This window comes from Streptomyces sp. NPDC031049 (genome assembly GCF_055571015.1).
Genome location: NZ_JBVIGC010000027.1, coordinates 48088 through 74785, shown reverse-complemented (window position 1 = coordinate 74785; position 26698 = coordinate 48088). Strand labels below are relative to the sequence as shown.

Genomic DNA, 26698 nt, shown 5'->3' with positions numbered 1-26698 from the left:
CAAGGCGGATGACGCTCCGTCCGCTGCGCTCCCGGAGCGTGCGGGGCGTTGCCCCACGGGGTGGCCTCCGCTGCGCTCCGGCCACGAGTGACGCTCCGCGTCACCTGGTGAACCGCGCTGCGCGCGGCCCACCGCGGGCCTGCGGCCCGGGCAGCAGCAAGGAATTGAGCCGGTGACGGGCGGCTCAGTGAGTGACAGTGTGTCAGGGACCGGTTCTTCGGGGCTCGAGGTGTACCGCGCCCCGACTGCCTCTGAGGGTGTGCATCAAAACGATGTACGGATCGAAACTGGAGCTGGTGTACCCCACCGGTCCGGCCGATCACACCGCTGGAGGCCGGCGGCCAGGGGGGACAGTGGCCACGTCATCAGGAAGTCCCCAGCGCGCGGCAGCCCTGCTGCTTCTGGCGCCTCAACAAGAGGGCGGTCCGAGCGAGCACTGCCCGAAGCAGGGAGGTAGCCATCCCCTCCTGCAGGCATCGTGCGCCGGGGGTGAGCACCGGGACCCGTTTGTGATCACCCTCCCAGCAGGCGTTCGGGTACACCGGCGGGCGTTTACCGAACACGTCATGAAGCCGACGGCCTGCCTCACCCGACCGCACCCCCTCCCGCTCCCCCGCCGACAAATCCCGCACGACCGCACGGTGAAGAACCGAAAGAGACGGGACCGGATCCGGTGACGAGGCCCGGGCCGCACGGGCGACGAGCTCCCGGTGCACCGCAGAGACGTTCCCACCCCACAGCGCGAGAAAGTCCCGGACCTCCCACGTCACAGTGAACCGCGGACGCGGACGCGGCCACACCCTGCCATGCCCTGCCGTCACGACGCGCCACCGACAGCCAGCTCCACACCGTACGCTCCAAGACGCCCACCACCGACGCCACCAACCGCACCTGCGCCGCACGCAACTCACCCCGTCCATCCAAAGCAAGCAACCGAGTCACAGCGCCCTCACGGCTCACCTCAGCCGGAACCACCGCATCACCAGAGCCAGAACCCTCCCCTGCGTCCACCAACCCGCCCCTTCTGACATGTCACCCGTCAGACGCAGACTGGCCCCGGCCACGACACACACGAGCCAACACGCCGCACGACATCACTCCAAGAAGTGACGTCCACGCGATACAGACACATCCCGAAGCCCTCAACCGCTACAGACCCGGCATCAGGACCACCCACACTTCAGCAGCACCCTTCAGTCCCGAATCCGCGCTACGCCTTCAGCAAACACCCAACCCACCCGCCACCACCAGGCACAACCCGCACCGAAAACAAAACACCGACCACTGAAAACCAGAAGCCGACCATCAGCCCGGCATAGCCAACAAACTCAAGCAATGGCGCGGCCTGGCCACCCGCTACGACAAGACCGCCACCATCTACCTCGCCGGACTCCACCTCGCCGCCACCTCCATCTGGTCAGCGAGGTGATCCGAGAGTCCGGCCAGGTAGATGGTGGTCAGGCGGCGATGTGGGCTGCGAGCCGTTCAGCGGCAGTGCGGGGCTTGCGGCCGAGCAGTTCGGCCAGCAAGGGGCCGGCTTCGGTGAAGTAGCCGGCGCGGGCAGCCTGGTACCAGGTGAGCATGAGCCGGGCCGTCTGCTCCAGGACACCGATCGCGATCTGGTCGGCGACCCACTGTTCGTCGTCCACGACGATGCGCTCCACAGGGCGACCGGTGAGGTCGGAGGCGATTTCGGCGACGTCGTCGAAGGTGACGGCGTTCGGCGCGGTGAGGTTGACGGGGCCGCCGAAGGGGCGGTCACCGGCGAGGATGACAGCGGTGGCCTCGGCTATGTCGGCACGGTCGGTATAGGGGACGGGGCCGTCTTGCGGCTGGGCGATCACGCCGGTGTGCTGCCACGGGCCGAGCACCTGGTCGAGTGGGCCGTAGGCGGCGTTGCGCAGTGCGGTCCAGGCGATCCCCGAGGCGTCGAGGATCGCCTCGGTGGCGATGTGGATGTCCGTCGGCTGGTACGGGTTGCCGGGGACGGCGCCGTGCTGGCTGGTGTAGAGGAGGCGCTGGGCGCCGGCCGCGACCGCGGCTTCGATGGCATTGCGGTGCAGGGTGACCATGTCGGCGGCCGGGTCGTTGCCGGACACCAGAAGGACCTGCTCGGCACCGGCGAAAGAGTCGCGCAGTGCGGCCGGATCCTCGTAGGAGCCCTGCCGCACGCGCACGCCGCGGGCGGCGAGGTGCTGTGCCTTGGCGGCGTCGCGGACGCTGACGCCGATCTGGTCGGCGGGGATGCGCTTGAGGAGGTGCTCGACGGTGGCACTGCCCAGCCCACCAGTGGCACCGGTGACAACGATCATGTTCTTGGCCTCTTGATCTCGTAACTTGACCACGCTGGTCAGCTTCGTCCCTGGCTCCGACCGTAGGTAAAGTGACCACGTGAGTCAACTTGTGTCGATGAGTAGGGAGAGGCAGTGAGTGCGGTGGCTTCGGGATCCCGGTTGCGCGCCGACGCCCGGCGCAATCGCGAACAGATCCGCTCTGCCGCGATCGGCGCCTTCCGGGGGCAGGGCCTGGCGGTGCCGCTGGAGGAGGTCGCCAAGGCGGCAGGGGTGAGCAAGGCCACGATCTTCAACCGGTTCGGCGGGCGGATCGGCCTCATCGAAGCCGTCATCGAAGAGCTCGTGGCGAGCGAGCTGTTCGCCGTCATCGACCACGCTCGGGCCATCGATGACGTGGGCGAGCGGATCACGTACTACGTCACCGCGCTCCGCGACCTTCAGTACCGCCAGCCCGCCTTCAACGACGTCCTGTTGCAGACGTATCCGCATTCGCAGCAGCTGATGGAGATCTGCCGGGTCGGCAGCGAGGCCAATGAGGAGCTCATCGCAGCAGCTCATGCCTTTGGTGCACTGCGGCCGGAGTTCACGGCCAGTGACTTGCATGCACTCGTCATAGACAACGCCCTCGCCCTCAAGTACGGTCAGCGGCCTCCCCGGGACGACTACGACCGCCGCACCACGTACCTTCTGGATGGAATCCGAGGGTCCTACTCCGCTCCTGGCGGAGGATAGCTGCGCCTGTGCCCTGGTTGTCGCTTCTGGGGTCGTGCTCTTGCTCTCTTCCCGTCTGAGCGAGTGTTGCCCTCGTGGACGCATCCGGGCTCAGCTTTGGAAGGCAAAGACCGATCCTCACAATCGAGTTGAAGCGCTGCTCCCGTCCTCTGACGAGACGGTTTCCCGTCGGTGTGGCGTGTGGGGGCTCCGCTTCGGGTATTGCTCTGCTGATACGTTGGCGATCACCGGGTGCGGCCTGACCAGCAGTATCGCTTGGCCGAATCGACGATCTCGAGACTGGGGAAGTGTGTCTGATAGCGCCTCGTCCGGTGTGGCATCTCGCGATGTGCTGAGTGGGCGTGTGCACCAGTGGAACCGTGAAGAAGGTTGGGGAGTGCTGATCACCCCATCCCTCTCGGACGAGGTATGGGCGCATTACTCGGTCGTCGCGAGCGAGGGTTTTCGCGAGCCGGCCGTAGGGGAGGCGGTGACGTTCACGGTGGAGCGGGCGGAGCAGGACCAGTTCCACTGGAGGGCTGTGCGCGTTTGGCTCTTCGGAACATCATCGGCGGACACGTCCGACTCTGCGGATGACGGTTCGGGTTACTCGTCGCACCTGGACATCACCTTCGATTCCTGATCTGGCTTCGGAAGGCGACCGGCCGTCGCCGCTCAAGGTAGGTCCGATGCCTCGAACTCACGACCACGGTCGCGTTCGACGCCGGACCATAAGCAACAAGCCAATGCGGCGTCGGTGTCAGGGAGTCAGGTCGAGGACGCGGACCGGCTCACCGGTCCACCGGTCGGGGGCGGTGGTGGCGATGATCGCCCCGTCGGGGCGGTCCGGGGTCGGCTGGGCCGCGTACCGGCAGTGTGCCGGCGCCCAGGTGTCGTGCCGGGCCACGGCCAAGGCGGCCGGGAGGTCCAGGTCGAGCACCGTGACGCCCGGCAGCGCGGCAAGGTGTTCCGCCGTGCCTGGCCGGGCACGGTCCGCTTCGACGAGCGCGCACGTGGGGGCGTACAGGTGCCAGCCGGCCTGGGCGTGGGCGCGGTGGATGAGGCGGGAAGCAAGGACGTTGCCCTGGCCGGCCGCGGCCATCGCGGTGTCGTCCAGGACGATGTGCACGGCATCGCTCACCGGGCGGCCGCCCGGGCCAGGCGGCGGTCCAGCTCACTGTCGAGGTCGCGCTCTTCAGCGGGGGTCGGGGCGTAGCCGTTCCACTCCTTCAACGCGGCCCGGGCCCGCTCGGCCCGCGCGGCACGCTCGTCCGGTGTGAGCAGGGTTTCGGCGAGCCGGGCCAGGTAGGCGCGCAGCGACATGCCCTCCGCCGCCGCCAGGGCCGCGAGCCGGTCGCGGGCTTCCTCGGGAATGCGGACATTGGCGTCAGGCATCATCGGGCTCCCATCCACGCACGCAGGGTACGGGTACGTACCCGTACCCATGCTAGGGGAGGCGGCGAGTTCGGTCATGAGCCGTCGGTGCCGGTGAGCGCGGCCTACCAGGTCACCGGTCCCATGACCGCGCGCTCCCTTTGCTCGCCCAGCGGCGCGGGCCGGGCCGGGGCCGCGGGGGTCACTTGGATGTGACTCGGCCTATGGAGTGGGGGCCGGTGGTCAGTTGCTCGTGGGTGGTCTGCCATGTGGTGGTTCCGGGGTGGAGCTGGGTGTGGAGGTAGGCGGCGGTGAGCCGGGCGAGGGCGGTGACGCGTCGGGGGTTTTCGTCGGTGGTCTCGGCGGCGTCGTAGCCGGCGATTCCGCCGAGGCCGTGCTCTGCGTCGAACAGGGTGAGCAGGGTCTTGGGGCTGGGGGCGAGGGTGTAGGGGTCGGCGTGCCAGTCCGGGCCGAGGTCCGTGAAGTGCCGGGAGTCGTCCTTGTCGCCGGCGACGACCAGCGCGGGTGCGGTCATGGTGGAGAAGTCGACGGCGCCGATCATCGGCCACTGCTCGGCCATGGGTCCGTTGAAGGACGGGCCGCCCCTGCCGGGTGCGGCGAGCAGGACGCCGGTCTTGATCCGGGGTTCGGTGAGGTGCACGAGCTTTCCGGTGTCGGGGTCGTTGAGCCCGGCTCCCAGGAGGAGGGCGGCGGTGAAGCCGCCGAGGGAGTGTCCGGCGACGGCGACCTTGGTGGGGTCGATCCGTCCGGCGAGCTGCGGCACGGTGCGCTCGATGGTGTCGAGCCGGTCGAGGATGTGGGTCATGTCCTCGGCTCGGGACCGCCAGAAGTGGGGCGCGCCGGGTGCGTCGGCGACCTGGTGGGTCAGGGTCCTGGAGGTGAGGTGGGTGGGCTGGACGACGGTGAATCCGTGGGCGGCCCAGTGGTTGGCGAGGGGTGCGTAGCCGTGGAGTGAGGAGAGGTTGTGGGAGGGGCCGTGTCCGTGGGAGAGGAGGATGACGGGGAGGCCGGTTCCGGTCGCGGGTGCGGAGACGCGGAGCTGGAGGTCCACGGGTCGTCCGGGCACCGGGAGGGTCACGGGGCTGTAGGACAGGATCGGGGTGGGTGTGTGGAAGGTGTCGGTGGGGGTGGAGGTAGTGGTGGTGGGTGTGGTCATGAGGGGTCCCTTCGGTGGCGCCTGGGTGCGCCGGTCTGCCGGGGCAGGGCGGACAGGGGTGTTCGCTTCGGCTAAGGTGAAACGGAGCGATGCTCCGTTTAGTATCCGGATCACTGCTCCGTTTTGTCAATCGGTGTGGAAGGAGACACGGTGACCACCGACAGCGCTGCGGGGAAGTCGCCGTCCCGGGGCCAGCGGGCCGACGCCCGACGCAATCGGGAGACGGTGCTCGCCGCCGCCGCCGAGGTGTTCGTCGCCTCCGGCGTCGACGCGCCGATCCGCCAGATCGCCGCCCGGGCGGGCGTCGGCATGGCCACGATCTACCGCCACTTCCCGACCCGGGCGGACCTCATCACGGCCGTCTACCGGCACCAGATCGAGGAGTGCGCCGAGGCCGGCCCGGAGTTGCTGGCCGGTGCCGACTCCCCGTTCGACGCGCTGTGCGAGTGGATCGACCTCTTCGTCGCCTTCCTCGTCACCAAGCACGGGCTCGCCGACGCCTTGCAGTCCGACGACGACCGCTTCGCCGCGCTGCACGACTACTTCCTCGACCGCCTGCTGCCCGTGTGCGCCGAGCTGCTCGACGCCGCGGTCGAGGCCGGTGACATCCGGCCCGGCACGCAGCCGTACGAGCTGATGCGCGGCATCGGCAACCTCTGCGTCGGGCGCGGCACAGACCCCCGTTACGACCCCCGGCGGCTGATCGCCCTTCTCCTCCAAGGGCTTCGGCAACCCCCGCGACCCCACGCGTCCTGACCCCACGGGCAACACCGTGCGGTGCCAAGCCCCTCGGTTCCGCGTCCGCGTGGCGGGACCGGTGGGGTTTCTCAGGTGGTGGTGGGCCAGGTGCGAAGGAGGGTGGCGATCTTCTTCGTGGTGCAGGTGGGGGCCAGGAGGAGGTCTTTCAGGGCGACGGCGTCCTGGTGGGTGGGTTTGACGGGAATGCCGGCGGCTTCGAGGTACATGACGCCGGTCGCGGCGGCGACGGCGAGGTTGGAGCGTTCCAGCCAGCGGCAGCGGCCCAGGGTGTGGATCAGGGCGGCTGCTTTGGCGTAGGGGCCGTCGTAGACGGGTTGTTCGAACAGTTCGGCTCGGTGGCGGGCGACGGCCGCGACGGGGACGCCGTAGTCGTCGGGGGCGGGGTCGTCTGCGCCGGCGGCTTCGGCCACCTGGAGGATCCAGGGGACGTCGATGTGCAGGTCCATCAGGCGGCGTGGGTTCCCGGAGGGGTCTGCTGGTGGTGTTCGGCGTCGTCGAAGACGCTCTGGTGTTCGGCGAGGAAGCGGGTGGCGGCGTCGACGGCGCGGGCGCGCAGGCCGCTGGTGTCGTCCTGGACCAGTCTGGCCAGGTAGTCGCCGATGCTCAGTCCCAGGTCGGCGGCTCGCTTCCGGGCGAGTTCCGCGACGTCCTCGTCCACGCGTGCGCCCAGTTGTGTCTTCGCCATGGGGGCATGGTAACAGCCGTTACCAGCGGGAGGGGGTGGAGGTGGTGCGCGGGCGGGCCGCCGGGCCTGGTCGGGGCCGGCGGCCCGCCCGCGCGGGTGGCGGGGTCAGCCGGACTTGCGGCGGAAGGTGCGGTTCTGGCCCTTGGGGCCGTTGAAGCCCTTGAGCTTGAGGCGGCCGTCCTCGTGGGCCTGGCGGGCCCGGCTGACGGCGGCCTTGCGTTCCAGGGCCTCCTGGAACCGGCGCTTGGTGTCCGTCTCGGGCGGCGCCGGCTTCTTCTCGGGCTGGGTGGTCTTCGTCTCGTGCTGGGTGGTCTTCGTCTCGGTCTGCGGGTTGTCGTTCTGCGGGGTCGGGGTCGGGGTCGGGTTCGTGTCGGTCATGGCGGCTCCTGGTCAGTTGGTCAGGGACGGGACGGTGTCACGCGGGGGGAGGGCGAGGTGGTGGCCCTGCCACCGGGTGCGCAGGCGGCGGTCGTGGGAGACGAGGAGGAGGGTGCCGGGGTAGTCGGCCAGGGCCTGTTCCAGGTCTTCGATGAGCGCCGGGGAGAGGTGGTTCGTCGGCTCGTCCAGCAGCAGGACGTCGCTGGGGCGGCTCAGCAGGCGGGCCAGGGCCAGGCGCTGGCGCTGGCCGGTGGACAGTTCGGTGACGCGGGCCGTGAGGCGTTCGGGGGTGAACAGGCCGAGCGCGAGGAGGCGTTCGGTGTGCTCCTCGGGGTGGCCGGGCAGGCCGCGGGCGTAGGCCTGGAGGACGGTTTCGCCGGGGCGGCCGGGGGCGGGCTCCTGGGGGAGGTGGCCGGTGCGGCCGCGGCGGGTGACGTGGCCGGCGTCGGGGGTGAGGCGGCCGGCCAGGACGCTCAGCAGGGTGCTCTTGCCGGTGCCGTTGGCGCCGGTGATCAGGAGGCGGTCGCCTGCCTGGACGGTGAGGTCGGTGGGGGCGAGGCGACCGGTGACGGTGACGCCGGTGGCGTCCAGGACCGTGCCGGTGAGCCGGCCGGAGCGCAGGACGGGCGTGAAGCGCAGCGGCTCGGGCGGCGGGGGCACGGGGTCGGCGAGCAGGCGGCGCAGGCGTTCCTCGGCGTTGCGGACCCTGCTGGCCAGGGACTGCTGGACGCGGCCGGCGGCGCGGTCGTAGGCCATCTTGTTGCCGTCGGTCATGGCGCGGCCGGGGGCGACGCGGCGGGCCGTGGTGGCGGCCGCTTCGCGCTGGGCGGCGACGTCCGCTTCCCAGCGGGCGTGTTCCTGGGCCCAGCGCTGCCGGGCGGCGGCCTTCTCGGCGAGGTAGCCGGTGTAGCCGTTGCCGTAGCGGGTGACGGTGCGGCGGTCGGCGTCGACCTCCAGGAGGGTGGTGGTGACGCGGTCGAGGAAGGTGCGGTCGTGGGAGACCGCGACGGTGGTGCCGCGCCGGGTGCGCAGGTGGTCCTCGAGCCAGGTCAGGGCGGCGGCGTCGAGGTGGTTCGTCGGCTCGTCCAGCAGCAGCACCTCGGGGGAGGCGGCGAGGAGTGCGGCCAGGCGCAGGCGGACCTGTTCGCCGCCGGAGAGGCCGCCGACGGCGCGGTCGCGCGGCAGGTGGGCGAGGCCCAGGCCGTGCAGGGCGCGCTCCACCCGGGCGTCGGCCTCGTAGCCGCCGCGCAGTTCGAAGGCGGTCAGCAGGTCGCCGTACTCGGCGAGGGCCCGGTCGCCGGCGCCGTCGGTCATGGCGGCTTCCAGCTCGCGCATGCGGCGCTCCATGGCGCGCAGGTCGCTCAGGGCGTCGTCGACGGCCTGCTGGACGGTGTGGTGTGCGGGGAGCCGGCCGTCCTGCGGGAGGTAGCCGACGCCGCCGTCGGCCTGGACGGTGATCTCGCCGGCGTCCGGCTGTTCCGCCCCGGCGAACAGACGCAGCAGGGTGGTCTTGCCCGAGCCGTTCTCTCCGATGATGCCGGTGCGCTCACCCGTGGTGAGCGTGCAGGTGACGGAGTCGAGGACGAGACGGCCGTTGTACGACTTGGTGACGGCGCGGGCGCTGATCTGCGTGGGCATGGGGGTGCTCCGAGACGTTCGTGTGGGGGGCGGCCCCGGTGGGCCGCGGGGTCGGGTGAGCGCCCCGGAAGAGCATGTCCACTCCACCTTACTGCGACAACAGTTGCATTAAGATGCTGTCATGGTGGCGGCGGTGAGAGCAAGCGGAAATTCCGGCGCGGGACCCGGGTCCGGTCGGACGGCCGGCGGGGGGCGGACGGGGGCCGCGGGGCGTCGGGCGGACGCGCCGGGGACTGCGCCGGGGCAGCGGGCGCAGTCCCCGGGACGGCAGCCCGGCGGGCCGGTGCGACGGCCGGGGGGCCGTACGGCGCGGGTGCGGGCGCAGGTGCTCGAGGCGGCGCGGGAACTGCTGGTGGAGCGGGGGTACGACGAACTGACCGTGGACGCGGTCGCGGAGCGGGCCGGGGTGCACCGCACGACCGTGTACCGGCGCTGGCGGGACGTGGGCGGGCTGCTCGCCGACGTGCTCGACGCCGCCGGAGGCGACGGCTGGCGGCCGCCGGACACCGGGACGCTCGAAGGGGACCTGGTCGCCGTCAACGCCGAGGTGGAGGCCGCGCTCACCGCCGAGCCGGTCACCGCCGCGCTGATCGCCGCGTCGTTCCGCTCGCAGGAGGCCGCGGTGGCGCTGCGGCGGTTCTGGGAGGAGCGGTACGCGCGGTGTGCCGTCGTCGTCGAGCGGGCGGTGCGGCGCGGGGAGTGCCCCGAGGGCACGTGTGCGCGGCGGGTGCTGGTCGCGGCCACGGCGCCCGTGTACCAGCAGCTGGTGCTGGTGCGCGGCGGGGCCGACCCGGGGCTGGGGCGGCAGGTGGCGCGGAGTGCCGCGCTGGGGGCTGCCGGTGGGGTGTTCGTCGCCGGCGTGGGGGGCGGTGGGGAGGGCGGGGAGTAACTGTGGGCGCACAGGTTTCACCGGGTGGCGGTGAGGGTTGTGAGGGCACCGGTGTCGGCGGGGGGTGCGGGGGTGGCCGGGGGCTGGGCCGTCGGGTGCGGGTGCGAGCGCGGCTGGGGGTCGGTCGGCCGGGGGTGCGGGTCGGTCGGCCGGGGGTGCGGGTGGGTGGTGGCCGCGGTGCAGGACGCGGTGAGGTGGTGGGCGCGGGCGCGGAACGCGGCGGCCAGGTCCGTGTCGCCCCGTAGGTCCAGGGCGTGGCCGAGGTCGGCGTAGGCGCGGGCCAGTTCCAGGCGGTCGCCCGCGGTGCGCAGCAGGGTGACGGCGCGGGTGAGGGTCGCCGGTCTGCGGACGGGGGGCTCGGTGGCGGCGCGCAGGCGCAGGGCGATGCCACGGTCCCGCGGCCCCATGGGCGGCGAGGCGGTGGTGAGGTGCTCGGTCAGCAGGGCGGCGGCGGTCGTCGGGCGGCCGAGGGCCAGGAGGGCTTCGGCGGCGCCGGTGCGCCAGCGCCAGGAGACCGGGGCGGGGCCGGGGGCCTGGCCGGAAAGACGTCGGCCGATGTCCAGGAAGGCCGTGAGCGCGGCGCGGTGCCGGCCTTCGGCCAGGTGGAGCCGTCCTTGGGCGTGCCGGAGGGCGAGGACGTCGGCGTGGTGACGGAGGCGGGTGGGGTGGGTGGGGTCGGGCGTCGGCAGGGGGTGGGTGGGGTCGATCGACGGCTGGCGGTGAGCGGGGTCGGTCGCCGGGAGGTGGTGGGCGGCTTCGGTGAGGCGGCCCTGGGCTGTCAGGGTTTCGGCCAGGACCGCTGCGGGGCGCAGCCGGTGGGCCGGGGGCAGGGGCGCGGCCGTGTGCAGGGCGGCGGTGGCGTGGTGTTCGGCCGCCGGGAGGTCGCCACGGCTCAGGAGGGCTTCGGCGTGCAGGGCGCCGAACGCGACGGCCCAGGCGGGGCATCCGGCTTGGGCGGCGCGGCGTCGTAGTCCCGCGCTGTGGGTCGCGGCCCGGTCCGGGTGGCCGGCGTGGAGCAGGTTCTCGACCTCGCGCAGGCGGGATCTGAACGGTGCCGAGCGCCAGGGCGAGTGCGCGAGTCCAGCCATGACGTCCAGTCAAACCCGGGGCGGGCCTCGGGCGCCACGTGGCTCGAGTGGTCCTTGAGCAGGTGTGCGGTGGGTCGCGAGGGGAGGGGGCGTGCGCCGCAGTGAGGGAGGCGTGGCGCCGGGCGGTGTGGCGGTGGCGGGGAGGTGTCCGGCAGGGCCGCCGACGGGGGATGGCGGCCCTGCCGGAGCAGGAGGGGGGCCGGTGGGCCCCGGCGGTCAGAGGTTGTCGCCCCAGCCGCTCTGGATCATCGTCTGGAAGGCCCACGCGCCGTCCTTGCGGACCAGTACGTCGGCGTAGTCCGTCTCGTAGGTCTGCTCGCCCGCGGTGACGACGGAGTGGGTGAAGACCACGGCCATGGACGAGGACAGGAAGACCGGCGTGCGGGTGTTGCGGAAGGTGACCTGCTGACTTCCGTCGCCCATCACGTGGGACATCGTCTCGACGAACTGGCGGCGGTCCCACTGTGCCGACCTGCCGTTGCCCGCGGAGTCGTCACTGATCAGGTTGAGCGGGAAGACCGCCTGGTCCGCCATGCGTTCGATGTCGCACTTGGTGCACAGCGCGTCGTACTCCTCGAACCAGGCGTCGAGGCTCGCGCGGTCCTCGGCGGTGGGTGTGTAGCCGGTCTGGGGCAGGGTCACGCGGGCTCCCGTGGTGCGGTGGTGCTCATCAAGTTTGACTACGGGTCCAGCGTAGACGGAATTCCGCTTTCCGCCAAAAGCCGGGGCCGGGGCCGGGCGGTGGGCCAGGCGTCGAGGTCCGTGGAGCGCAGCAGGGCCGTGCCGATCAGCAGTCCGCGGTAGCCGGCCGCCAGCAGCCCGGCCGCGGCCGAGGGGGTGTCGATGCCGCTGGCGCTGACCGGGCAGGGCGTGCCGGCGGCTTGCAGGGCGGGCAGCAGGGCGTGGCTGCGGGAGAGGTCGGCCGCGTCGCGTTCCCGGGTCCTGATGTCCTTGTTGTTGACGGCGATCACGCAGGCGTCGGGCCGCGGCACCCGGTCCAGTTCCGCTTCGGAGGTGATCTCGACGAACGGGGTCAGGCCCTCGCGCAGCGCGGCGTCGGCCAGGGTGCGCAGGGCCGTCGCGGGCAGCAGGCCGGCGGTCAGCAGGACGGCGGAGGCGCCGAGTTCGCGGGCGTCGGCCAGTTGGTCGCGGCGGGTGATGAAGTCCTTCTGGAGCAGCGGCACCGAGGCGTGGCGGGCGACCTCGCGCAGCAGGGCGGGGGTGCCGCCGAACCAGCGGCCGGTCACCACCGACAGACAGGGTGCGCCCGCCTCCTCGTAGGCGGCGACGAGGTCGGCGGGGGTGCGGCCGGCGACGAGATCGGCGCCATGGGCGTCGCGCGGCTTGATCTCCATCACCAGCGGGCGTCGCGCGCCCAGCAGTGCCTCGATGAATGCGGAGTCCATGACCGCCGTTGTACGGCGCCGTGTTGGTGCGGCGGTGGAGTCGCCGTGTTGGTGCGGCGGTGGCGTCGGCGGTGGACGCGCGGGCTCCGGGCGTGGCGAGGAGGTGAGGGGATCGAGGGGGTTTCGAGCGGGCCGAGAGCGGGGGCGCCTAGTCAGGATCCGGGCGGGTGTGACCGTCGGCCACCACCCGTGCCGCGTTGACGCCGGTTCACCGGACGGGGAGACACATGCCGATCGACACGGGGCAGCAGTGGGTGCTGGTGGGGCGCGAGAGCGAACTGGGCGCGGCCGGGGAGGCGTTGCGCAAGGGCACGGGGGTTCTGCTCACCGGGGGCTCCGGTGTGGGCAGGACCCGGCTGCTCGCCGCGGTGCTGGAGCGGGCCGCCACGGCGGGGCGCACGGTGGTGACGGTCGGCGGGGTGGGCGGTCGGCGGGGGCCGGGGGCGGTGCGGGCGTTCGGTTCCCTGACCGAGTGCCTGGGGTGGCTGCGGGAGGCCGGGAGCGGGCAGCGGGTGGTGCTCGGCTGCGACGACGCGCATCTGCTGGACGAGGCCGACGCCCACCGTGTGTACCGGACGGCCGCGGCGGGGCAGTTGGTGGTGGCGGCGACGGTGCGGCAGGACGCGCGGCATCCGGTGGGCGTCGACCGGCTGTGGGTGGAGCAGCTGGTGGAACGGGTCGAGGTGGCTCCCTTCGGCCGGGCCGAGACGGCGGCCGTGCTGCGGGCCCGGCTCGGCGGGCGGCTGGACACCGGTTCGCTGGAGCGGCTGTGGTCGGCCACGCAGGGCAATGCGCTGCTCCTGCGGGAGCTGGTCGAACACGCCCTGGACGACGGCTCGTTGCGGTGTGAGCACGAGGTGTGGAGCTGGTCGGGGCTGGCCGGCGATCCGCCCCGGCGCCTGGCCGACGTGCTGCTGCTGTGGCTGCGGGACCTGACCGCGCAGGAGGAGGAGCTGGTCGGGATGCTGGCGGTCGCCGAGCCGCTGGAGGCCGACGCCGTCGCGCGGTGCGGTCTGGCGCCGGCCGCCGAGGCGCTGAGCCGGCGCGGTGTCGTCCGCGTCGAGCAGACGGGCCGGCGGGTGCGGCTGCGGCTGGCGCTGCCGCTGGCGGGCCGGACGGTGGTGTCGCGGATGCCGGCGCTGACCGCGCGCCGGCTGCGGTTGCAGGCGGCCGAGGCGATCGAGGGTGGCGGCCGGACCGGGCCGGACGAGGTGCTGCGGACGGTCACCCTGCGGGTCGCGGCGGGGCTCGTGCCGGAGCGGCGGCTGCTGCTGGAGGCGGCGCGCACGGCCGTACGGCGTCAGGACTTCGCCCGCGCCGAGCAGTTGTGCCGGCTGGTGCGGGACGAGCTGGACGCGGACGGTGCGGCCGGAGGGGGTCGCGGGGACGGTGCGGCCCGTGAGGGGCGCGGGGGCGGTGCAGCGGGTGAGGGAGGCGGGGGCGCTGCGGCCGGTGAGGGTCGCGGGGCCGGTGCAGCTGGTGAGGGACGCGCGGACGGCGGGGAAGGCGGCGGGTGCTGGGACGTGACCGTGCTGCTGGGGCAGGTGCTGGCCGGGCAGGGGCGTCACGAGGAGGCGGAGGAGGTGTTCGCCTCCGTGCGGGAGCACCCGGTCGGTGCCGGCGGACGGGCCGTCGCCGCCGCCGTCGGGGCGCGGGTGGCCAACATCGCCTTCGGGCTCGGGCGCGTCGAGGCGGCCGCCGCGGTGCTGGAGGAGGCGTGGCGCCGGCTGGACGGTGCGGACGCCGAGCCGCTGCACGCCACCCGGGCGGTGCTCGCCGTGCTGGCCGACCGGCTCCCGGAGGTGGTGGCTGCCGGGGGTGCGGTGCCGGGCGGGGATGCGGTGGTCGGTGGGGGGCGGGTGGCTGGTGCGGGGCCGGTGGCCGGCGAAGGGCCGGTGGCCGGTGCGGGGCCGGTGGCCGGCGAAGGGCCGGTGGCCGGTGCGGGGCCGGTGGCCGGCGAAGGGCCGGTGGCCGGTGCGGGGTCGGTGGCCGGCGAAGGGCCGGTGGCCGGTGCGGGGTCGGTAGTCGGTGAGGGGCCGGTGGCCGGTGGGGGCCGGTCGGGGCCGGTGGGGGCCGGGGTGATGGGGGTGCTGCCCGTGGTGGCGTTCGCCCGTGCCGAACTCGGTGATCCCGGCGGTGCCTCGGCGCTGCTGGCGTCCTGGGCCCGGGACGCCGAGGAGTGGCCGGAGGAGGCCGCGTTGGACTTCCGTACGGTGGCCGCGCACTGTGCGCTGGTGCAGGGTGACCTGCGGGCGGCCGGTACGGCGGTCGCCGGGCTGGTCCGCGGGGCCGCGCACGCCGGCCGGCTGGGGCAGTTGCGGGCCTGGGTGTACCAGGCGCGGCTGCTGCGCCGGCGGGGGCGCCCGGAGGATGCGGCGGCGCTGTTGTGGCAGGCCGGCGCGGTGCGGGCGGGGCACGACTGGCTGACCTCGCCGCCCTGGGTCCTGGCGCAGTTGGCCGGGGCGCTGGCGGAGTCCGGGCGGCACGGTGAGGCGTTGCGGACGCTGGCCGAGGCGCGGGCCGCGCAGCGGGCGGGCGTACGGCGGCCCCTGCTGGACGACGGGATCGGCTTCGAGCGCGCGGTGGTGCTCGCGCACGCCGGGGACCGTTCGGGGGCGGCGGCGCAGGCCCTGGAGGTCGCCGACCGGGCGGAGGCGGGCGGGCGGCTGCCGGCCGCGGTGGCCGCGCTGCACCTGGCGGCGCGGGTGGCCGACGCGGCGCCGCTGGCGGCCCGGGCCCAGCGGCTGGCACTGCGCTGCCGGGCCGAGGCGGCGCGGTTGCAGGCGGACCAGGTGCGTGCGCTGGCCCGGGGTGACGCGGAGGCGCTGGTGACGGTGGCCGCGCGGTTCCGGTCGCTGGCGGCGTTGCCGGACGCGGCCGAGGCCGCGGCGCAGGCGGGCCGGGTGCACCGGGCCGCGGGGCGGCGGCGCAAGGGGAGGCTGGCGAGCGCGGCGGCGCAGGAGTTGTGCGCGCGGTACGGCGGTGCGCTGCCGCCGTGGGCGGTGTCCGGCGAGCGGCGGCCCGAGGCCGCGGCGGCGCTGACGACGCGGGAACGGGAGGTGGCCGCGCTGGCGGCGGGCGGACTGTCCAACCGGGACATCGCGGACCGGCTGGTGGTGTCGGTGCGGACGGTGGAGAACCATCTGCACCGCGTTTACCACAAGTTGGGGGTCGTCCAGCGTGCGGATCTGGCCGAGCTGCTGGTGACGCGGCCGGCGGCGGACGGCGGGAGCGGGGACGGGGGCGGGGCTCCGTGGGCGGCCGGGCGGGCGGTGCAGACACGGCGGTCGGTGCGCCCCCGGGCGGCGGAGGCGGGGGACATGGGCCCGGGCCCGGGCGCGGGTGGTGAGGAGCGGGGGCGGTGCGCGATGTGTGCGCGGCCGTTGGACGCGGTCGGGTAGAGCGGGCCGGTGTTCGGGGTTCGGCGGGCGTGAGAAGGGCTGCGGTCGGGGGGGGTGGCCAGGGTGCCATCAGGTGGGGGTCGCGTGGTGTCGCGGGACGTGGTGGGCGTGGGGCGCGGCGGAACGTGGGGCGCGGCGGAACGTGGGACGCCGCCCCGCCGGAACGGGCCTCGGTGGGGCGGCGTCGTCGGTGGGCCCGCCGTACGCGGGTCAGGCCGGGGTCGGGGTCCTGGCGTGGTCGGGCTCGGTGGGGGCCAGGGTGGGGGCGGCGGGCGGGCGTGGGATGGCCAGGGCGCACAGGGCGCCGGCGAGGACCACGGCCACGCCCGTCCAGACGGCGGGGACCAGGCCGTCGACGAACTGCTGGGGGCCGGCGCGGTCGCTGCCGTGGTGGAGGAAGACCGTGCTCAGGACGGCGATGCCGAGGGCGCCGCCGACCTCGCGGACGGTGGTGTTGGCGCCGGAGGCCTTGCCGTGGTGTTCCGGGGCGACGGAGCCGAGGACGACGGCGGCCGTGGGTGCGAAGGCGAAGCCCATGCCCGTACCGGCGATGATCATGCCGCCGACCAGCTGGGAGTAGGGGGTGTCCGGGCCGGCCACGAGAGCGAGCCAGGCCAGGCCCGCCGCCTGGAGGAACAGGCCGAGCGCCATCAGCCGTCCGCCGCCCACCCGGTCGGTGAGCGCGCCGGCCAGCGGGGCGATGAACATCGGCATCAGCGTCCAGGCCAGGGTGAGGACACCGGCGTGCAGCGGGCTGCGTTCCGGGGCGACCTGGAGGTACTGGGCGAGCAGGAAGATCGAGCCGAAGACGCCGAAGTACATCGCCACCGAGACGACGTTGGACAGCACGAACGGGCGGATCCGGTAGAACGACAGCGGGAGCAGGGGCTGTTCGGCGCGGCGCTCCCACAGGACGAACGCGGCCAGCAGGACCGCTCCGGCGGCGAAGGCGGCGAGGACCGTGCCCGAGGTCCAGCCGTCGGTCTCGCCGTGGACGATCGCCCAGACCACCGCGACCAGGCCGCCGGTGGCCAGCACCATGCCGAGCAGGTCGACGCGGGTGTCGGGCAGTTTGCTCTCGCGCAGCACGGCCAGGGCGAGGGGGATGGCGACCACGCCGACCGGCACGTTGATCCAGAAGATCCACTGCCAGCCGAGGCCGTCGGCGACCGCGCCGCCCACGACCGGTCCGAGGGCGACGGCCAGGCCGCTGACGGCCGACCACAGGCCGAGGGCGAGGCTGCGCAGCCGGTCGGGCACCGCCTGTGCCAGCAGGGTCAGCGACAGCGGCATCACGGCCGCGGCGCCGACGCCCTGGGCGGCGCGGCCGGCGATCAGCTCGCCGCTGGTCTCGGCGAACGCGCAGCCGAGCGAGGCGAGGGTGAAGGCGGCGATGCCGAGGACGAACAGGCGCCGCCTGCCGAAGCGGTCGCCGAGGGCGGCGCCGGTCAGCAGCAGGCAGGCGAAGCTGAGGACGTAGGCGTTGACGAACCACTGAAGGTCCGTGGTGTCGGCCTGGAACTCGGTGGCGAAGGTGCGCAGTGCCGTGGAGACGACCAGGTTGTCCAGGGCGACCATGAACATGGGCACGCTGCAGGCGACGATCGACAGCCACAGCGGCGGACGGCGGCGCTCGGCCGCGCTGGTGGGCGGTGCTGTGCTCAAGGGGACTCCTCGGGAGACAGGGCGCGGTGCGGCCTTCGAGAGGGGGATTCCGGCCCGGGGTCGGGGGACGCCCCCGGGCCGGAGGTCGCGTCGTGGCTCAGGCGCCGCCCGCCGCGTCGGTGCGCGCCTGCTCCGCCAGCCGCCGCTTGGCGTCGTCCCAGGTGATGGGCAGTCCGGCGGTGTCTACTTCCCAGAAGGTGAAGGTGGAGGTGCGCATCGTGGAGCGCAGCGACGTCATGATGCCGCGGTGCGGTTCGGTCCTGGCGTAGGCGTACAGGGCGTCGCGGTCCTGCCAGGCGGACAGCGTGTAGAAGACGCGCTTGGCGGGCTGGGCGATCAGTGAGGCGCCGTAGGCGCCGGGGGCCGAGCGGACCTGTTTCCAGGCGGCCAGGGAGCGCAGGAAGAAGCGCGGCACGTCCGTCAGCGACCGCACTTCGAAGCGGGACGCCATGACGAACGCCGTGCCGTGCGGCGGGGGCGGATTCGGGACGGTCCAGGGAAGTGTGGGCACCGTGGTCTCGCCTTCAGGAGTGGTGAGTGGCACTATCCATAGTAGACAGTAATGGACAGTGGCACTACCCGTTATCCAGTGGACAATGGAAAACAGGACGAGCAGGAAGCGAACCGGATGCGCATCTCCGAGCTGAGCCGCCGCAGCGGGGTCTCCATCCCCACGATCAAGTACTACCTGCGGGACGGGCTGCTGCCCCCCGGCCGGTCCACGGCCGCCAACCAGGCCGACTACGACGAGGACCACGTGCGCCGGCTGCGGCTGATCCGCTCCCTCATCGGGGTGCGGGGGCTGTCGGTGAGCGCCACCAAGGACGTGCTGGCCGCGGTGGACGAGCAGCAGGGCGACGTGCACCTGCTGCTCGGGCTGGTGCTGGGCGCGCTGCCCGTGGAGCGGTCCGGCAGGCCGGCCGGCCGGACCGACGCCCCGGAGCCGTCCGCCGACGGGGCGGACGCGGGGGACGCCGCCGGCGACGTGGCGGCGCTGACCGCCGAGATGGGCTGGAAGACGTCCCCGAACCCGCCCGCCGCGCAGGTGGTCGCCGAGACGCTGGAGACGATGCGGGCCCTCGGGGTGGACTACGACTGGCGCTCCCTCGTCCCGTACGCCGAACTCGCCGACCGCACGGCGCGGCTGGACCTCGACCAGCTCCAGGACGCGGGCGATCCGCTCCAGCAGGCCGAGCGGGCGGTGCTGCTGACCGTGCTGCTGGAGCCCGCGCTGCTGGCCCTGCGGCGGCTCGCGCAGGAGCACCACTCGGCGCTGCGGTTCGGGGGCGGATGACGCGGCGGGTGACGCCGGGGCCGGTGCACGGCGCGGCGTACGGGCGGTGGGTGCGGGGCAGGGGCATGGCGTCAGGAAAGCAGGCGCTCCCCCGCCGGCGCGTGAGTGGCCACCACTCAGCTTCCGGCGGGGCGTGGGGCGGTGCGGGCGGCGGGTGATGAGTGATCGCCACTCAGGACCGGGCCCAGGCCGCGTGGTGGACTCGACGTCGAGAACGTCAGTCCGCTCGCCATACGGGGAGGCAGCCCATGCAGTTCCGGGTGCTCGGACCGCTGGAGATGTACGACGACAGGCGGCGCGTGGTGACGGCGCTGACCAGCCCCAAGCAGCAGCAGCTGCTCAAGGCCCTGCTGGCCCGCCCCGGCACGCTGGTTCCCGCCGCCGAGCTGGTGCGTGAGCTGTGGGGCGACCGGCCGCCGGCCAAGGCGGGCAACGCGTTGCAGGCCCACGCCTCCCGGCTGCGCCAGGCCATGTCCCGGGCGGAGCCCGGCGGTTCGGGGGCGGCCCGGCTGGTGGCCCGCGACTGTGGGTACCTGCTGCGGGTACGGCCCGAGGAGGTGGACTGCGCGCGCTTCCGGCTCGGTGTGCACCGGGCCCGTTCCCTCGCCGGGGCCGATCCCGAGGAGGCCGGTCTGCTGTTGCGGCAGGCGCTCGGGCTCTGGCGGGGGGCGGCGCTCGCCGGCGCCCGCGGGCCGATCGGGGCGGCGCTGGCGGTCGTCCTGGAGCAGGAGCGGCTCGGCGCGCTGGAGGCCGTGTTCGACCTGGCGCTGCACACCGGGCAGCACCGGCGGATCGTGCCCGAGCTGCGCGAGGCGGTCCTCGCGTATCCCGCGCGCACGCGCTTCCGCGACCAGCTGGGCCGGGCGCTGGCAGGTCCCCGGAGGACGGCGTCCGCCGGTACCGAGCGGTCCTTGCGGCCGGTGCGGACGGTGCCGCCGGTGCCGCCGGTGCGGCCGGTGCGGCCGGTGGCGGGCACCGGTGGTGGGGGCGGCGCGGGGCACGGCGGTACGGAGCAGGGCGGTCTCGGGCAGGACGGGTCCGGGCACGGCGGTCTCGGGCAGGGCGGTCTCGGGCACGGTGGTGCCGGGAACGGTGGTGCCGGGAACGGTGGTGAGCTGGAGCGGCTGCGGGCCCTGGTGGACCGGATAGCGTCGGACCAGCACGCCCTTCAGTCGGCGATCGCCCAGCTCAGCGAGCTGGTGGGCCGGACCGCCGCATAGCCCTCCCCCACGAGCACCCGGCACCGGCGGCCCGTCGTGGTCCGTCGTGGCCCGTACCGGTCGATACCGGCCAAGCGGGGTCCCGGCGATGGCCCCCCGCGTTTCCCGGGCGGCCGGGCCGTACGTTCGGCCGTCCCCGTGGATCGGTGAGGCCGGAGGCGGTTCTCGCATTCCGTGTATCCGGAACGCTCCGCCCGCCTCTGTCTGAATCGACGGTCTCATTCGAGACAGCAACCCAGCACGAGATGCGTCCATCGAAGCCAGTCGGAGGCTGACTGTGAAAGCACGAGTGGCGGTCGTGGGAGGTGGCGTGGCCGGCGTTTCCGCGGCCTACCACCTGCGTCACGACGCACAGGTCACGTTGTTCGAGTCGGAACCCCGGCTGGGCGGCCACGCCCACACGGTCGAGGTCGAGGACTCGGGGCGCACCCTGGGTCTCGACACGGCGTTCATCGTGTTCAACGAGCCGCACTATCCCAAGCTGACGCGGTTCTTCGCGGACCTCGGGGTGGCCACGCAGAGCCATCCGGGGAAGTTCTCCTTCTTCGACCTGGACGCCCAGACGACGTACGTCTCGGACGACTTCGAGTTGCCGGAGGAGGAGGTGCGGGCCCGCTACCCGGGCGACTTCGTCGAGCTGTGGCGGGAGGCGCGGCGGTTCCTGAAGGAGTCGCCGCGGCACTTCATGCGGCGGCAGGCGGACATCCCGCTCGGCGAGTACCTGGACCGGCACGGCTACTCGGCCGAGTTCCGGTACGGGTTCATCGTGCTGATCTCCACCGCCGCCTGGTCGGTCCCGGCGCAGCAGATCTGGGAGATGCCCGCGAGCACGGTCATCGCCTTCTTCTACGCGCACGGCGCCGAGGGCCTCGGCGGTCGCACCGCACCGTGGCGGACGGTCACCGGGGGCAGCATCAGCTACCTCCGGGCCGCCGAGCGGGTCCTGCGCGAGGCGGGGGCGGAGCTGCGGACGGCCACGCCGGTCTCCCGGGTGAGGGAGACCGGCGACGGCGTCGAGGTCCGGGCCCGGGACGCGGACCTGGGCCGGTTCGACTACGTGGTGCTGGCCACGCACGCCGACGACGCGCTGCGCGTGCTGGAGAACCCCACCGAGCCGCAGCGGCGGCTGGACGCCGTCCGCTACCACCCGACCCGCGCCACGCTGCACACCGACGCCGCCGTGATGCCCAAGGACACCGCGGGCTGGCGCAGCTGGAACTACGGGCGCCGGCAGGTGGACGGGGAGCAGGCGTCGTGGGTGAACTACTACCTCAACGACCTGCAGTGCCTGACCGCCTCCCGGGACTACTTCCTGACGCTGGACTCCGGGGTGCCGATCCGCGACGAGTGCGTCGTCGAGGACATCTCCTACCGGCACCCGGTCTTCTCGCTGCCGGCCCGCCGGCTCCAGGCGGACATCTACTCCGTCAACGACTCCGGCTCCCGCGTCCGGTTCGCCGGGTCGTACTTCCACTCGCGGAAGATGGGGCCGGACATCATCGGCTCGCACGAGTCCGCCTTCGACTCCGGGAGCGCGGCGGCCGAGTCGATCCTGCGGTCCGTGCGGGCCGCCGCCGGCTGACCGGCCGTTGCCCGCACTCCCCCGCTCCCTCACCACACCGCACCGCACCTGAGAGGTGGACCGTGTCCGAAACCATCGGTGGGCGCAGCACCGCGCCGCTGACGCCCGAGACCGTGCAGGCCTGGCTCGTGGAGAAGGTGGCCCACAAGCTGGGCGTGCCGCAGTCCGACGTCGATCCCGGCCAGTACTTCGACGAGTTCGACCTCGACTCCACCGAGGCCCTCGTGCTCTCCGGGGAGCTGGAGAACTGGCTCGGGTTCGAGCTGGAGACCACCGCCCTGTGGTACCACCCGACCATCGCCGAGCTGTCCCGGCACATCGTCGAGAAGCAGGCGGAACAGCATGCGGCCTGAGGGACGCCGGGCCGCCCCGCCGCTGATACGGGAGTTCGCCGCCGCGTCCGGCGCTCCCCGGCGGCGGGTGCTCGTGGTGCACCCGGGTGCCCTGCCGGCCGGGCACTACGCGGAGCTGGCGGCGGCGCTGCCCCCGCACACCGGGCTGCACGTGGTGGACCTGGAGCAGGTGCCGGAGTACTTCCAGGCCGCCCTGCGCGGCGGCCTGGCCGGCGTCACCATGCCCGAGCTGGCGGCGAAGGCCGCCGGGGCGCTGCGCGAGCGTGGCCTGTTCGACCGTCCCTGGGCGCTGGTCGGCTGGTCCTTCGGCGGCGTGGTGGGCCACGCCCTGACCGCGCTGCTCGGCACGGAGGAACTCCCCCGGCGTGCCGTGCTGCTGGACAGCATCGCGCCGGTGCCCGACTACACGCGCGCCGACGACGAGGTCGGCGCGGACCTGGTGATGCCCTGGTTCTGCATGTACCTGGCCGCCAAGCGCGGCGGCACGCTCACCGCGCCCGCTCCGGGCCCGGCCGGATCCGCCGACGTGGACGGCCTGCTGACGGCGGTGCTCGAGCAGGCGCTTCGCACCGGTGTACTGCGACCCGGCACCACGCTGCCCGGGCTGCGCAAGGTCTACGACGCCTACCTGGACGGGCTGCTGCGCAACAACCGGCTCGTGCGGGGCTTCCGGCCCGGCCCGGCCCGGGTCCCGGTCACGCTGCTGCGCCCGGAGCACGGCCTGCTGGCCACCCCGGACCCGCTGGGCTGGGAGCAGCTCGCCGGTGACCTGCGGGTCGAGCACACGCCCGGCGACCACTACTCGATGCTGCGCGACCCGGTGGCCGTGAAGCAGACCGCCGCGATCGCCCACGACAGCCGGGGCTAGGCCGCCGGCCCGGCACGGTCCCGTACCGCACCGTCCCCGATCCGCACTGGCCCGGTTCCACACGGTCCCGTTTCCGCGCGGGGCCCGATCACTCCACCCCCCCGGGTCCCCACCCCCCCGTACGCCCACGCCTTCCCACACCCTGCCCCACGGCATGGAGTCGTCATGGTTCAGCACAACACCACCAGCCGGAGGCTGGCCGACACGCCGATCGCGATCATCGGTCTGGGCGCGCTCTATCCGCGCTCCGGTGATCTCGGTGAGTTCTGGAACAACGTCGTCGACGGAACCGACTGCATCGAGGACGTTCCCGAGACCCACTGGAAGATCTCCGACTACTACGACCCCGATCCGAGCGCACCGGACAAGACCTACGCCAAGCGCGGCGGCTTCGTGCCCACGGTGCCCTTCAACCCGATGGAGTTCGGGCTGCCCCCGAACACCCTCGAGGTGACCGACGTCCTGCAACTGCTGAGCCTGACGGTGGCCAAGCAGACGCTGCGCGACGCGGGCGCCACCGGCTCCGGCTGGTACGACCCGTCCCGCACCGGTGTGGTCCTCGGCATCACCGGCGCCAACTCGCTGACCCAGCCGCTGGCCACGCGCCTCCAGACGCCGGTGCTCAAGGAGGTCGTGCGCTCGTGCGGGCTGACCGAGCGGGACGCCGAGGAGATCGCGGACAAGTTCACCAAGGCGTTCGCGCCGTGGGAGGAGAACTCCTTCCCCGGGATGCTGGGCAACGTCGTCGCCGGCCGGATCGCCAACCGGTTCGACCTGGGCGGCACCAACTGCACCGTGGACGCGGCCTGCGCCAGTTCGCTGGCGGCCGTGCACATGGCGGTGTCCGAGCTGGTGTCGGGGCGTGCCGACCTGATGCTGACGGGCGGCTGCGACGCCGAGAACACGATCCTGATGTACCTGTGCTTCTCCAAGACGCCCGCCTTCTCCAAGAGCGGGCGGATCCGCCCGTTCGACGAGGACAGCGACGGCACGCTGATCGGTGAGGGCATCGGCATGCTCGCCCTGAAGCGGCTGGAGGACGCCGAGCGCGACGGGGACCGGATCTACGCGGTGCTCAAGGGCATGGGGTCCTCCAGCGACGGCCGGTTCAAGAGCATCTACGCGCCGCGCCGCGAGGGCCAGGTCGTGGCGCTGCGGCGGGCGTACGAGGACGCGGGGTTCGGGCCGGAGCAGGTCGGCCTGGTGGAGTGCCACGGCACGGGTACCTCGGTCGGTGACCTGACGGAGCTGACGGCGCTGCGCGACGTGTTCAGCGCGGCGACCGAGGAGCGGCAGTTCGCGGCCGTGGGCAGCGTCAAGTCGCAGATCGGGCACACCAAGGCCGCGGCCGGCGCGGCGAGTTTGATCAAGGTGTCGCTGGCGCTGCACGAGCGGACCCTGCCGCCGACCATCAACGTCGAACAGCCGCGCAAGGCCGTGGACTTCGCGACCTCGCCGTTCTTCCTGAACACCACGGCCAAGCCGTGGGTGGCCGACCCGGCCCGTGAGCGGCGGCGCGCGGCGGTGTCGTCGTTCGGGTTCGGCGGAACCAACTTCCACTGCCTGCTGGAGGAGCACGCCCCGGGCGACGCGCCCGAGCGGCGGGTGCTGGGCCCGGCGGCGCGGGTGCACGTGTGGCACGCCGCCGGCCCGGAGGCGCTGCTGGCGCTGCTGGAGTCCGAGGAGCCCGGGCAGGACCCGGGCGAGCCGGTGCCGGCGGCGCACGCGCGGCTGGCCCTGGTCGCCCGGGACGCCGAGGAGGCGGCGACGCTGCGGCGGGCGGCCGCGGCGCGGCTGCGGGAGGCGCCGGACGCGGACGGGTTCGCGCTGCCGCGCGGCGCCTACTACCGGCGCCAGGCCCTGGACGGCGGCGGCAAGGTGGCCGCGCTGTTCGCGGGCCAGGGCAGCCAGTACGTCGGCATGGGCGCCCGTACGGCGCTCGCGGTGCCGCCGGTCGCGGCGGCCTTCGACGCCGCCGCCCGGCACTTCGCCGGTGAACGGCCGCTGGGCAGGGTGGTGTTCGCGCCGACCGCGTTCGACGAGGAGACCCGCGAGCGGCAGGAGGCCCAGCTGCGCCGCACCGACTACGCGCAGCCCGCGATCGGCGCGCTGGCGGCCGGGCAGTACCGCTACCTGAGCGGTCTGGGCTTCGCCCCGGACGGCGTCCTCGGCCACAGCTACGGCGAGCTGACCGCGCTGTGGGCGGCCGGCGGCCTCGGCGACGAGGACTTCTTCCGGCTGTCCCGGGCGCGCGGCGCGGCCATGGCCGCCCGGCCCGAGGGCGCCGAGGATCCCGGTGCGATGGCCGCCGTCAAGGCCGGGCCCGACCGGGTCACGGAGCTGCTCGCCGGTCACGACGACGTCGTGGTGTGCAACGTCAACGCGCCCGAGCAGGTGGTGGTCGGCGGTGGCACGGAGGCGGTGCGCGCCTTCGTCGCCGCGTGCGCCGAGGCAGGCGTCGCGGCGCGGGAGCTGCCCGTCGCCGCGGCCTTCCACACCCGGTACGTGACGCACGCCGTCGAGGAGTTCGGCGCCGCCGTGGCCTCCGCGCGCCTGCGGGCGCCGAAGATCCCGGTGTTCGCCAACACGCCGGGCGCGAGCTACGGCAAGCGCGCCGCGGCCAACCGCGAGGTGCTGGTGGGGCAGCTGGCCGCGCCGGTGCACTTCGCGCCGCGGGTGAGCGAGATGTACGACGCCGGCTACCGGGTCTTCGTCGAGTTCGGGCCCCGGTCGGTGCTGTCCGGCCTGGTCCGGGCCACCCTCGCGGGCCGCGACGACGTCGTCGTGCTCAGCGCCGACGCCGGGCCCGGCGGGGACGGCGACCGTGCGCTCAAGCAGCTCGCGGCCCACCTGCTCGTCCTGGGTCTGCCGCTGACCCGGGTCAACCGACACATCGCAGACATCGAACCGGCAGCGCCGGCCGAGGGGATGACCATCCCGTTGAATGGAGTGAACCACGTGCCCGAGGCTCGTCGCGAGGCCTACCGGCAGGCCCTGGAGAACGGCTACACCGTCGCGTCCGCCGCCCCGGCCGACGCACCCGCCCCCGCGCCCGTGACCGGCGCCCCGCCCGAGGCTCCCGCCGCCGCGCTGCCCGCGGCGCCCGTGCCGGCCCCCGCGCCGGTTCCGGCCGCCACGGCGCCCGCGGCACCGGTGGCCGCGCAGCCCTACCCGGCGGCCGGGCAGCCGTACCCGGTGGGGCAGGCCGTGCCGTTCACCACCGGGTACGTCACCACCGGCATGGTCGCGGGCGAGCACCTGTCGATGCACCGGGAGTACCTGGACGGCCAGCTCCGGGTGGCCGACCGGATCAGCGGCGTGCTGCTGGAGGAGACCGGGCGCGGCGGCCCGAGCGAGAACGTCGTCGCGGGCATCACCGCCGTCACCCAGCACAGTCTGGCCATCGGGCAGAGCCACGTGCAGGCCAGCGAGGTGCTGCGCAGCCTGGCCCAGTTGGAGAGCGGCGTCGCGGTGGGCAACGGCCACACCGTGCCCGACGGCAACGGGTACGCCCCGGCCCACGGCAACGGCCATGCCCTCGCCCACGGCAACGGATACGCCCTGACCGACGGCAACGCCAACGGCAACGGACACGGCCCGGCGAACGGCAACGGCCACGCGCTGCCCAACGGCAACGGGCACGGGCACGCCCCGGCCAACGGCAACGGGCACGCGCTCGCCAACGGCAACGGGCACGTCTCCTACGCGGCGACGGCGCCCTCGTACGACGCGTACGCGGCTCCCGTGGCGGCCTCCGCTCCCGCCCCGGCGCCGGCAACCGCCGCGCCGGAGCCCGTGGTCGCGCCCGCCGCGCCGGCACCGGCCGCCACGTCGGCCGACGAGGTGCGCAAGGTGCTCCTGGAGAGCGTCGCCGCCAAGACCGGCTACCCCGCCGACATGCTCGAAACCACCATGG

Annotated in this window: 24 protein-coding genes; 11 read left to right on the top strand and 13 right to left on the bottom strand. The window is 73.8% G+C overall.

The annotated features are described in order from the left end of the window. Positions 1–1457 precede the first annotated feature (1457 nt). A complete protein-coding gene (locus tag ACZ45Q_RS32085) occupies positions 1458–2312 on the bottom strand; it encodes an NAD(P)H-binding protein (protein WP_468267988.1) in 855 nt (284 codons plus the stop codon). A gap of 114 nt (positions 2313–2426) precedes the next feature. Here ACZ45Q_RS32085 and ACZ45Q_RS32080 point away from each other — a divergent pair, with 114 nt between their 5' ends. Further along, on the top strand, positions 2427–3026 hold the full coding sequence (locus ACZ45Q_RS32080) for a TetR/AcrR family transcriptional regulator (protein ID WP_468267986.1): 600 nt from the start codon (positions 2427–2429) through the stop codon (positions 3024–3026). 289 nt (positions 3027–3315) lie between these two features. Continuing rightward, positions 3316–3648: a cold-shock protein gene (locus ACZ45Q_RS32075; RefSeq protein ID WP_468267983.1), complete on the top strand. Its 333-nt coding sequence runs from the start codon at positions 3316–3318 to the stop codon at positions 3646–3648. A 117-nt stretch (positions 3649–3765) separates the two neighbouring features. On the opposite strand, the gene ACZ45Q_RS32070 is transcribed toward ACZ45Q_RS32075, so the two are convergent. From ACZ45Q_RS32070 to ACZ45Q_RS32060, 3 genes are all read right to left on the bottom strand, one after another. Beyond that, positions 3766–4146 carry a PIN domain-containing protein gene (locus ACZ45Q_RS32070; RefSeq protein ID WP_468267980.1) on the bottom strand — a complete coding sequence of 127 codons (381 nt, stop codon included), beginning with the start codon at positions 4144–4146 and terminating at the stop codon, positions 3766–3768. After that, positions 4143–4400, bottom strand: a complete 258-nt coding sequence (locus ACZ45Q_RS32065; protein WP_468267977.1) for a hypothetical protein — start codon at positions 4398–4400, stop codon at positions 4143–4145. Before ACZ45Q_RS32065 ends, ACZ45Q_RS32070 begins: the two co-directional genes overlap by 4 nt. A gap of 181 nt (positions 4401–4581) precedes the next feature. Further along, entirely contained in the window at positions 4582–5556 is a 975-nt protein-coding gene (locus ACZ45Q_RS32060; RefSeq protein WP_468267974.1) for an alpha/beta hydrolase family protein, read from the bottom strand. 150 nt (positions 5557–5706) lie between these two features. Here ACZ45Q_RS32060 and ACZ45Q_RS32055 point away from each other — a divergent pair, with 150 nt between their 5' ends. Beyond that, positions 5707–6312 (top strand): TetR/AcrR family transcriptional regulator, encoded by a 606-nt coding sequence (locus ACZ45Q_RS32055; protein ID WP_468267971.1) that lies wholly within the window; start codon positions 5707–5709, stop codon positions 6310–6312. Between the two features lie 71 nt (positions 6313–6383). Here the strand turns inward: ACZ45Q_RS32055 and ACZ45Q_RS32050 are convergent, their stop codons facing one another. From ACZ45Q_RS32050 to abc-f, 4 genes are all read right to left on the bottom strand, one after another. Beyond that, on the bottom strand, positions 6384–6761 hold the full coding sequence (locus ACZ45Q_RS32050) for a fic family toxin-antitoxin system, toxin component (RefSeq protein WP_468267968.1): 378 nt from the start codon (positions 6759–6761) through the stop codon (positions 6384–6386). Further along, the gene (locus ACZ45Q_RS32045; protein ID WP_468267965.1) at positions 6761–7000 is read right to left on the bottom strand and encodes a hypothetical protein; all 240 of its coding nucleotides are present in this window, start codon (positions 6998–7000) and stop codon (positions 6761–6763) included. The genes ACZ45Q_RS32050 and ACZ45Q_RS32045 overlap by 1 nt, the downstream gene beginning before the upstream one ends. 105 nt (positions 7001–7105) lie before the next feature. Next, positions 7106–7378 (bottom strand): DUF5302 domain-containing protein, encoded by a 273-nt coding sequence (locus ACZ45Q_RS32040; RefSeq protein ID WP_468267962.1) that lies wholly within the window; start codon positions 7376–7378, stop codon positions 7106–7108. 12 nt (positions 7379–7390) lie between these two features. Further along, positions 7391–9016, bottom strand: coding sequence for a ribosomal protection-like ABC-F family protein (gene abc-f / locus ACZ45Q_RS32035; RefSeq protein ID WP_468267959.1), 1626 nt, complete (start codon positions 9014–9016; stop codon positions 7391–7393). A gap of 283 nt (positions 9017–9299) precedes the next feature. On the opposite strand from abc-f, the gene ACZ45Q_RS32030 reads away from it, so the two are divergent. Beyond that, a complete protein-coding gene (locus tag ACZ45Q_RS32030) occupies positions 9300–9905 on the top strand; it encodes a TetR/AcrR family transcriptional regulator (RefSeq protein ID WP_468267956.1) in 606 nt (201 codons plus the stop codon). Between the two features lie 17 nt (positions 9906–9922). On the opposite strand, the gene ACZ45Q_RS32025 is transcribed toward ACZ45Q_RS32030, so the two are convergent. The 3 genes from ACZ45Q_RS32025 to ACZ45Q_RS32015 form a co-directional block, all read right to left on the bottom strand. Further along, positions 9923–10993 carry a hypothetical protein gene (locus ACZ45Q_RS32025; protein WP_468267953.1) on the bottom strand — a complete coding sequence of 357 codons (1071 nt, stop codon included), beginning with the start codon at positions 10991–10993 and terminating at the stop codon, positions 9923–9925. A gap of 216 nt (positions 10994–11209) precedes the next feature. Further along, positions 11210–11635: a nuclear transport factor 2 family protein gene (locus ACZ45Q_RS32020; RefSeq protein WP_468267950.1), complete on the bottom strand. Its 426-nt coding sequence runs from the start codon at positions 11633–11635 to the stop codon at positions 11210–11212. A gap of 38 nt (positions 11636–11673) precedes the next feature. Next, positions 11674–12399: a beta/alpha barrel domain-containing protein gene (locus ACZ45Q_RS32015; RefSeq protein ID WP_468267947.1), complete on the bottom strand. Its 726-nt coding sequence runs from the start codon at positions 12397–12399 to the stop codon at positions 11674–11676. 227 nt (positions 12400–12626) lie between these two features. On the opposite strand from ACZ45Q_RS32015, the gene ACZ45Q_RS32010 reads away from it, so the two are divergent. After that, entirely contained in the window at positions 12627–15800 is a 3174-nt protein-coding gene (locus ACZ45Q_RS32010; RefSeq protein ID WP_468267943.1) for a helix-turn-helix transcriptional regulator, read from the top strand. Positions 15801–16010: 210 nt separating this feature from the next. Here ACZ45Q_RS32010 and ACZ45Q_RS32005 read toward each other — a convergent pair whose 3' ends face one another. Together ACZ45Q_RS32005 and ACZ45Q_RS32000 are read right to left on the bottom strand one after the other, a co-directional pair. Further along, on the bottom strand, positions 16011–17384 hold the full coding sequence (locus ACZ45Q_RS32005) for an MFS transporter (protein WP_468267995.1): 1374 nt from the start codon (positions 17382–17384) through the stop codon (positions 16011–16013). 178 nt (positions 17385–17562) lie between these two features. After that, on the bottom strand, positions 17563–17976 hold the full coding sequence (locus ACZ45Q_RS32000) for a DUF3291 domain-containing protein (protein WP_468267940.1): 414 nt from the start codon (positions 17974–17976) through the stop codon (positions 17563–17565). Positions 17977–18093: 117 nt separating this feature from the next. Here ACZ45Q_RS32000 and ACZ45Q_RS31995 point away from each other — a divergent pair, with 117 nt between their 5' ends. The 6 genes from ACZ45Q_RS31995 to ACZ45Q_RS31970 all read left to right on the top strand — a co-directional run. After that, on the top strand, positions 18094–18759 hold the full coding sequence (locus ACZ45Q_RS31995) for a MerR family transcriptional regulator (protein ID WP_468267991.1): 666 nt from the start codon (positions 18094–18096) through the stop codon (positions 18757–18759). Positions 18760–19007: 248 nt separating this feature from the next. Further along, positions 19008–19979: an AfsR/SARP family transcriptional regulator gene (locus tag ACZ45Q_RS31990; RefSeq protein WP_468267937.1), complete on the top strand. Its 972-nt coding sequence runs from the start codon at positions 19008–19010 to the stop codon at positions 19977–19979. 277 nt (positions 19980–20256) lie between these two features. After that, a complete protein-coding gene (locus ACZ45Q_RS31985) occupies positions 20257–21561 on the top strand; it encodes an NAD(P)/FAD-dependent oxidoreductase (RefSeq protein ID WP_468267933.1) in 1305 nt (434 codons plus the stop codon). Positions 21562–21623: 62 nt separating this feature from the next. After that, on the top strand, positions 21624–21914 hold the full coding sequence (locus ACZ45Q_RS31980; protein WP_468267930.1) for an acyl carrier protein: 291 nt from the start codon (positions 21624–21626) through the stop codon (positions 21912–21914). Continuing rightward, positions 21904–22782, top strand: a complete 879-nt coding sequence (locus ACZ45Q_RS31975; RefSeq protein ID WP_468267927.1) for a thioesterase domain-containing protein — start codon at positions 21904–21906, stop codon at positions 22780–22782. Before ACZ45Q_RS31980 ends, ACZ45Q_RS31975 begins: the two co-directional genes overlap by 11 nt. 165 nt (positions 22783–22947) lie before the next feature. Further along, positions 22948–26698: beta-ketoacyl synthase N-terminal-like domain-containing protein (locus ACZ45Q_RS31970; protein ID WP_468267924.1), on the top strand; the 3751-nt coding region annotated here is incomplete at its 3' end.

Excerpts from the sequence above, each read along its gene's own strand:
- ACZ45Q_RS32085 (WP_468267988.1), bottom strand. The coding sequence starts at position 2,312 with ATGATCGTTGTCACCGGTGCCACTGGTGGGCTGGGCAGTGCCACCGTC.
- ACZ45Q_RS32015 (WP_468267947.1), bottom strand. The coding sequence starts at position 12,399 with ATGGACTCCGCATTCATCGAGGCACTGCTGGGCGCGCGACGCCCGCTG.
- ACZ45Q_RS31975 (WP_468267927.1), top strand. The coding sequence starts at position 21,904 with ATGCGGCCTGAGGGACGCCGGGCCGCCCCGCCGCTGATACGGGAGTTC.
- ACZ45Q_RS32045 (WP_468267965.1), bottom strand. The coding sequence starts at position 7,000 with ATGGCGAAGACACAACTGGGCGCACGCGTGGACGAGGACGTCGCGGAA.
- ACZ45Q_RS32060 (WP_468267974.1), bottom strand. The coding sequence starts at position 5,556 with ATGACCACACCCACCACCACTACCTCCACCCCCACCGACACCTTCCAC.
- ACZ45Q_RS32065 (WP_468267977.1), bottom strand. The coding sequence starts at position 4,400 with ATGCCTGACGCCAATGTCCGCATTCCCGAGGAAGCCCGCGACCGGCTC.
- ACZ45Q_RS32025 (WP_468267953.1), bottom strand. The coding sequence starts at position 10,993 with ATGGCTGGACTCGCGCACTCGCCCTGGCGCTCGGCACCGTTCAGATCC.
- ACZ45Q_RS32005 (WP_468267995.1), bottom strand. The coding sequence starts at position 17,384 with ATGTTCATGGTCGCCCTGGACAACCTGGTCGTCTCCACGGCACTGCGC.
- ACZ45Q_RS32050 (WP_468267968.1), bottom strand. The coding sequence starts at position 6,761 with ATGGACCTGCACATCGACGTCCCCTGGATCCTCCAGGTGGCCGAAGCC.
- ACZ45Q_RS31990 (WP_468267937.1), top strand. The coding sequence starts at position 19,008 with ATGCAGTTCCGGGTGCTCGGACCGCTGGAGATGTACGACGACAGGCGG.
- ACZ45Q_RS32040 (WP_468267962.1), bottom strand. The coding sequence starts at position 7,378 with ATGACCGACACGAACCCGACCCCGACCCCGACCCCGCAGAACGACAAC.
- abc-f (WP_468267959.1), bottom strand. The coding sequence starts at position 9,016 with ATGCCCACGCAGATCAGCGCCCGCGCCGTCACCAAGTCGTACAACGGC.
- ACZ45Q_RS32010 (WP_468267943.1), top strand. The coding sequence starts at position 12,627 with ATGCCGATCGACACGGGGCAGCAGTGGGTGCTGGTGGGGCGCGAGAGC.
- ACZ45Q_RS31995 (WP_468267991.1), top strand. The coding sequence starts at position 18,094 with ATGCGCATCTCCGAGCTGAGCCGCCGCAGCGGGGTCTCCATCCCCACG.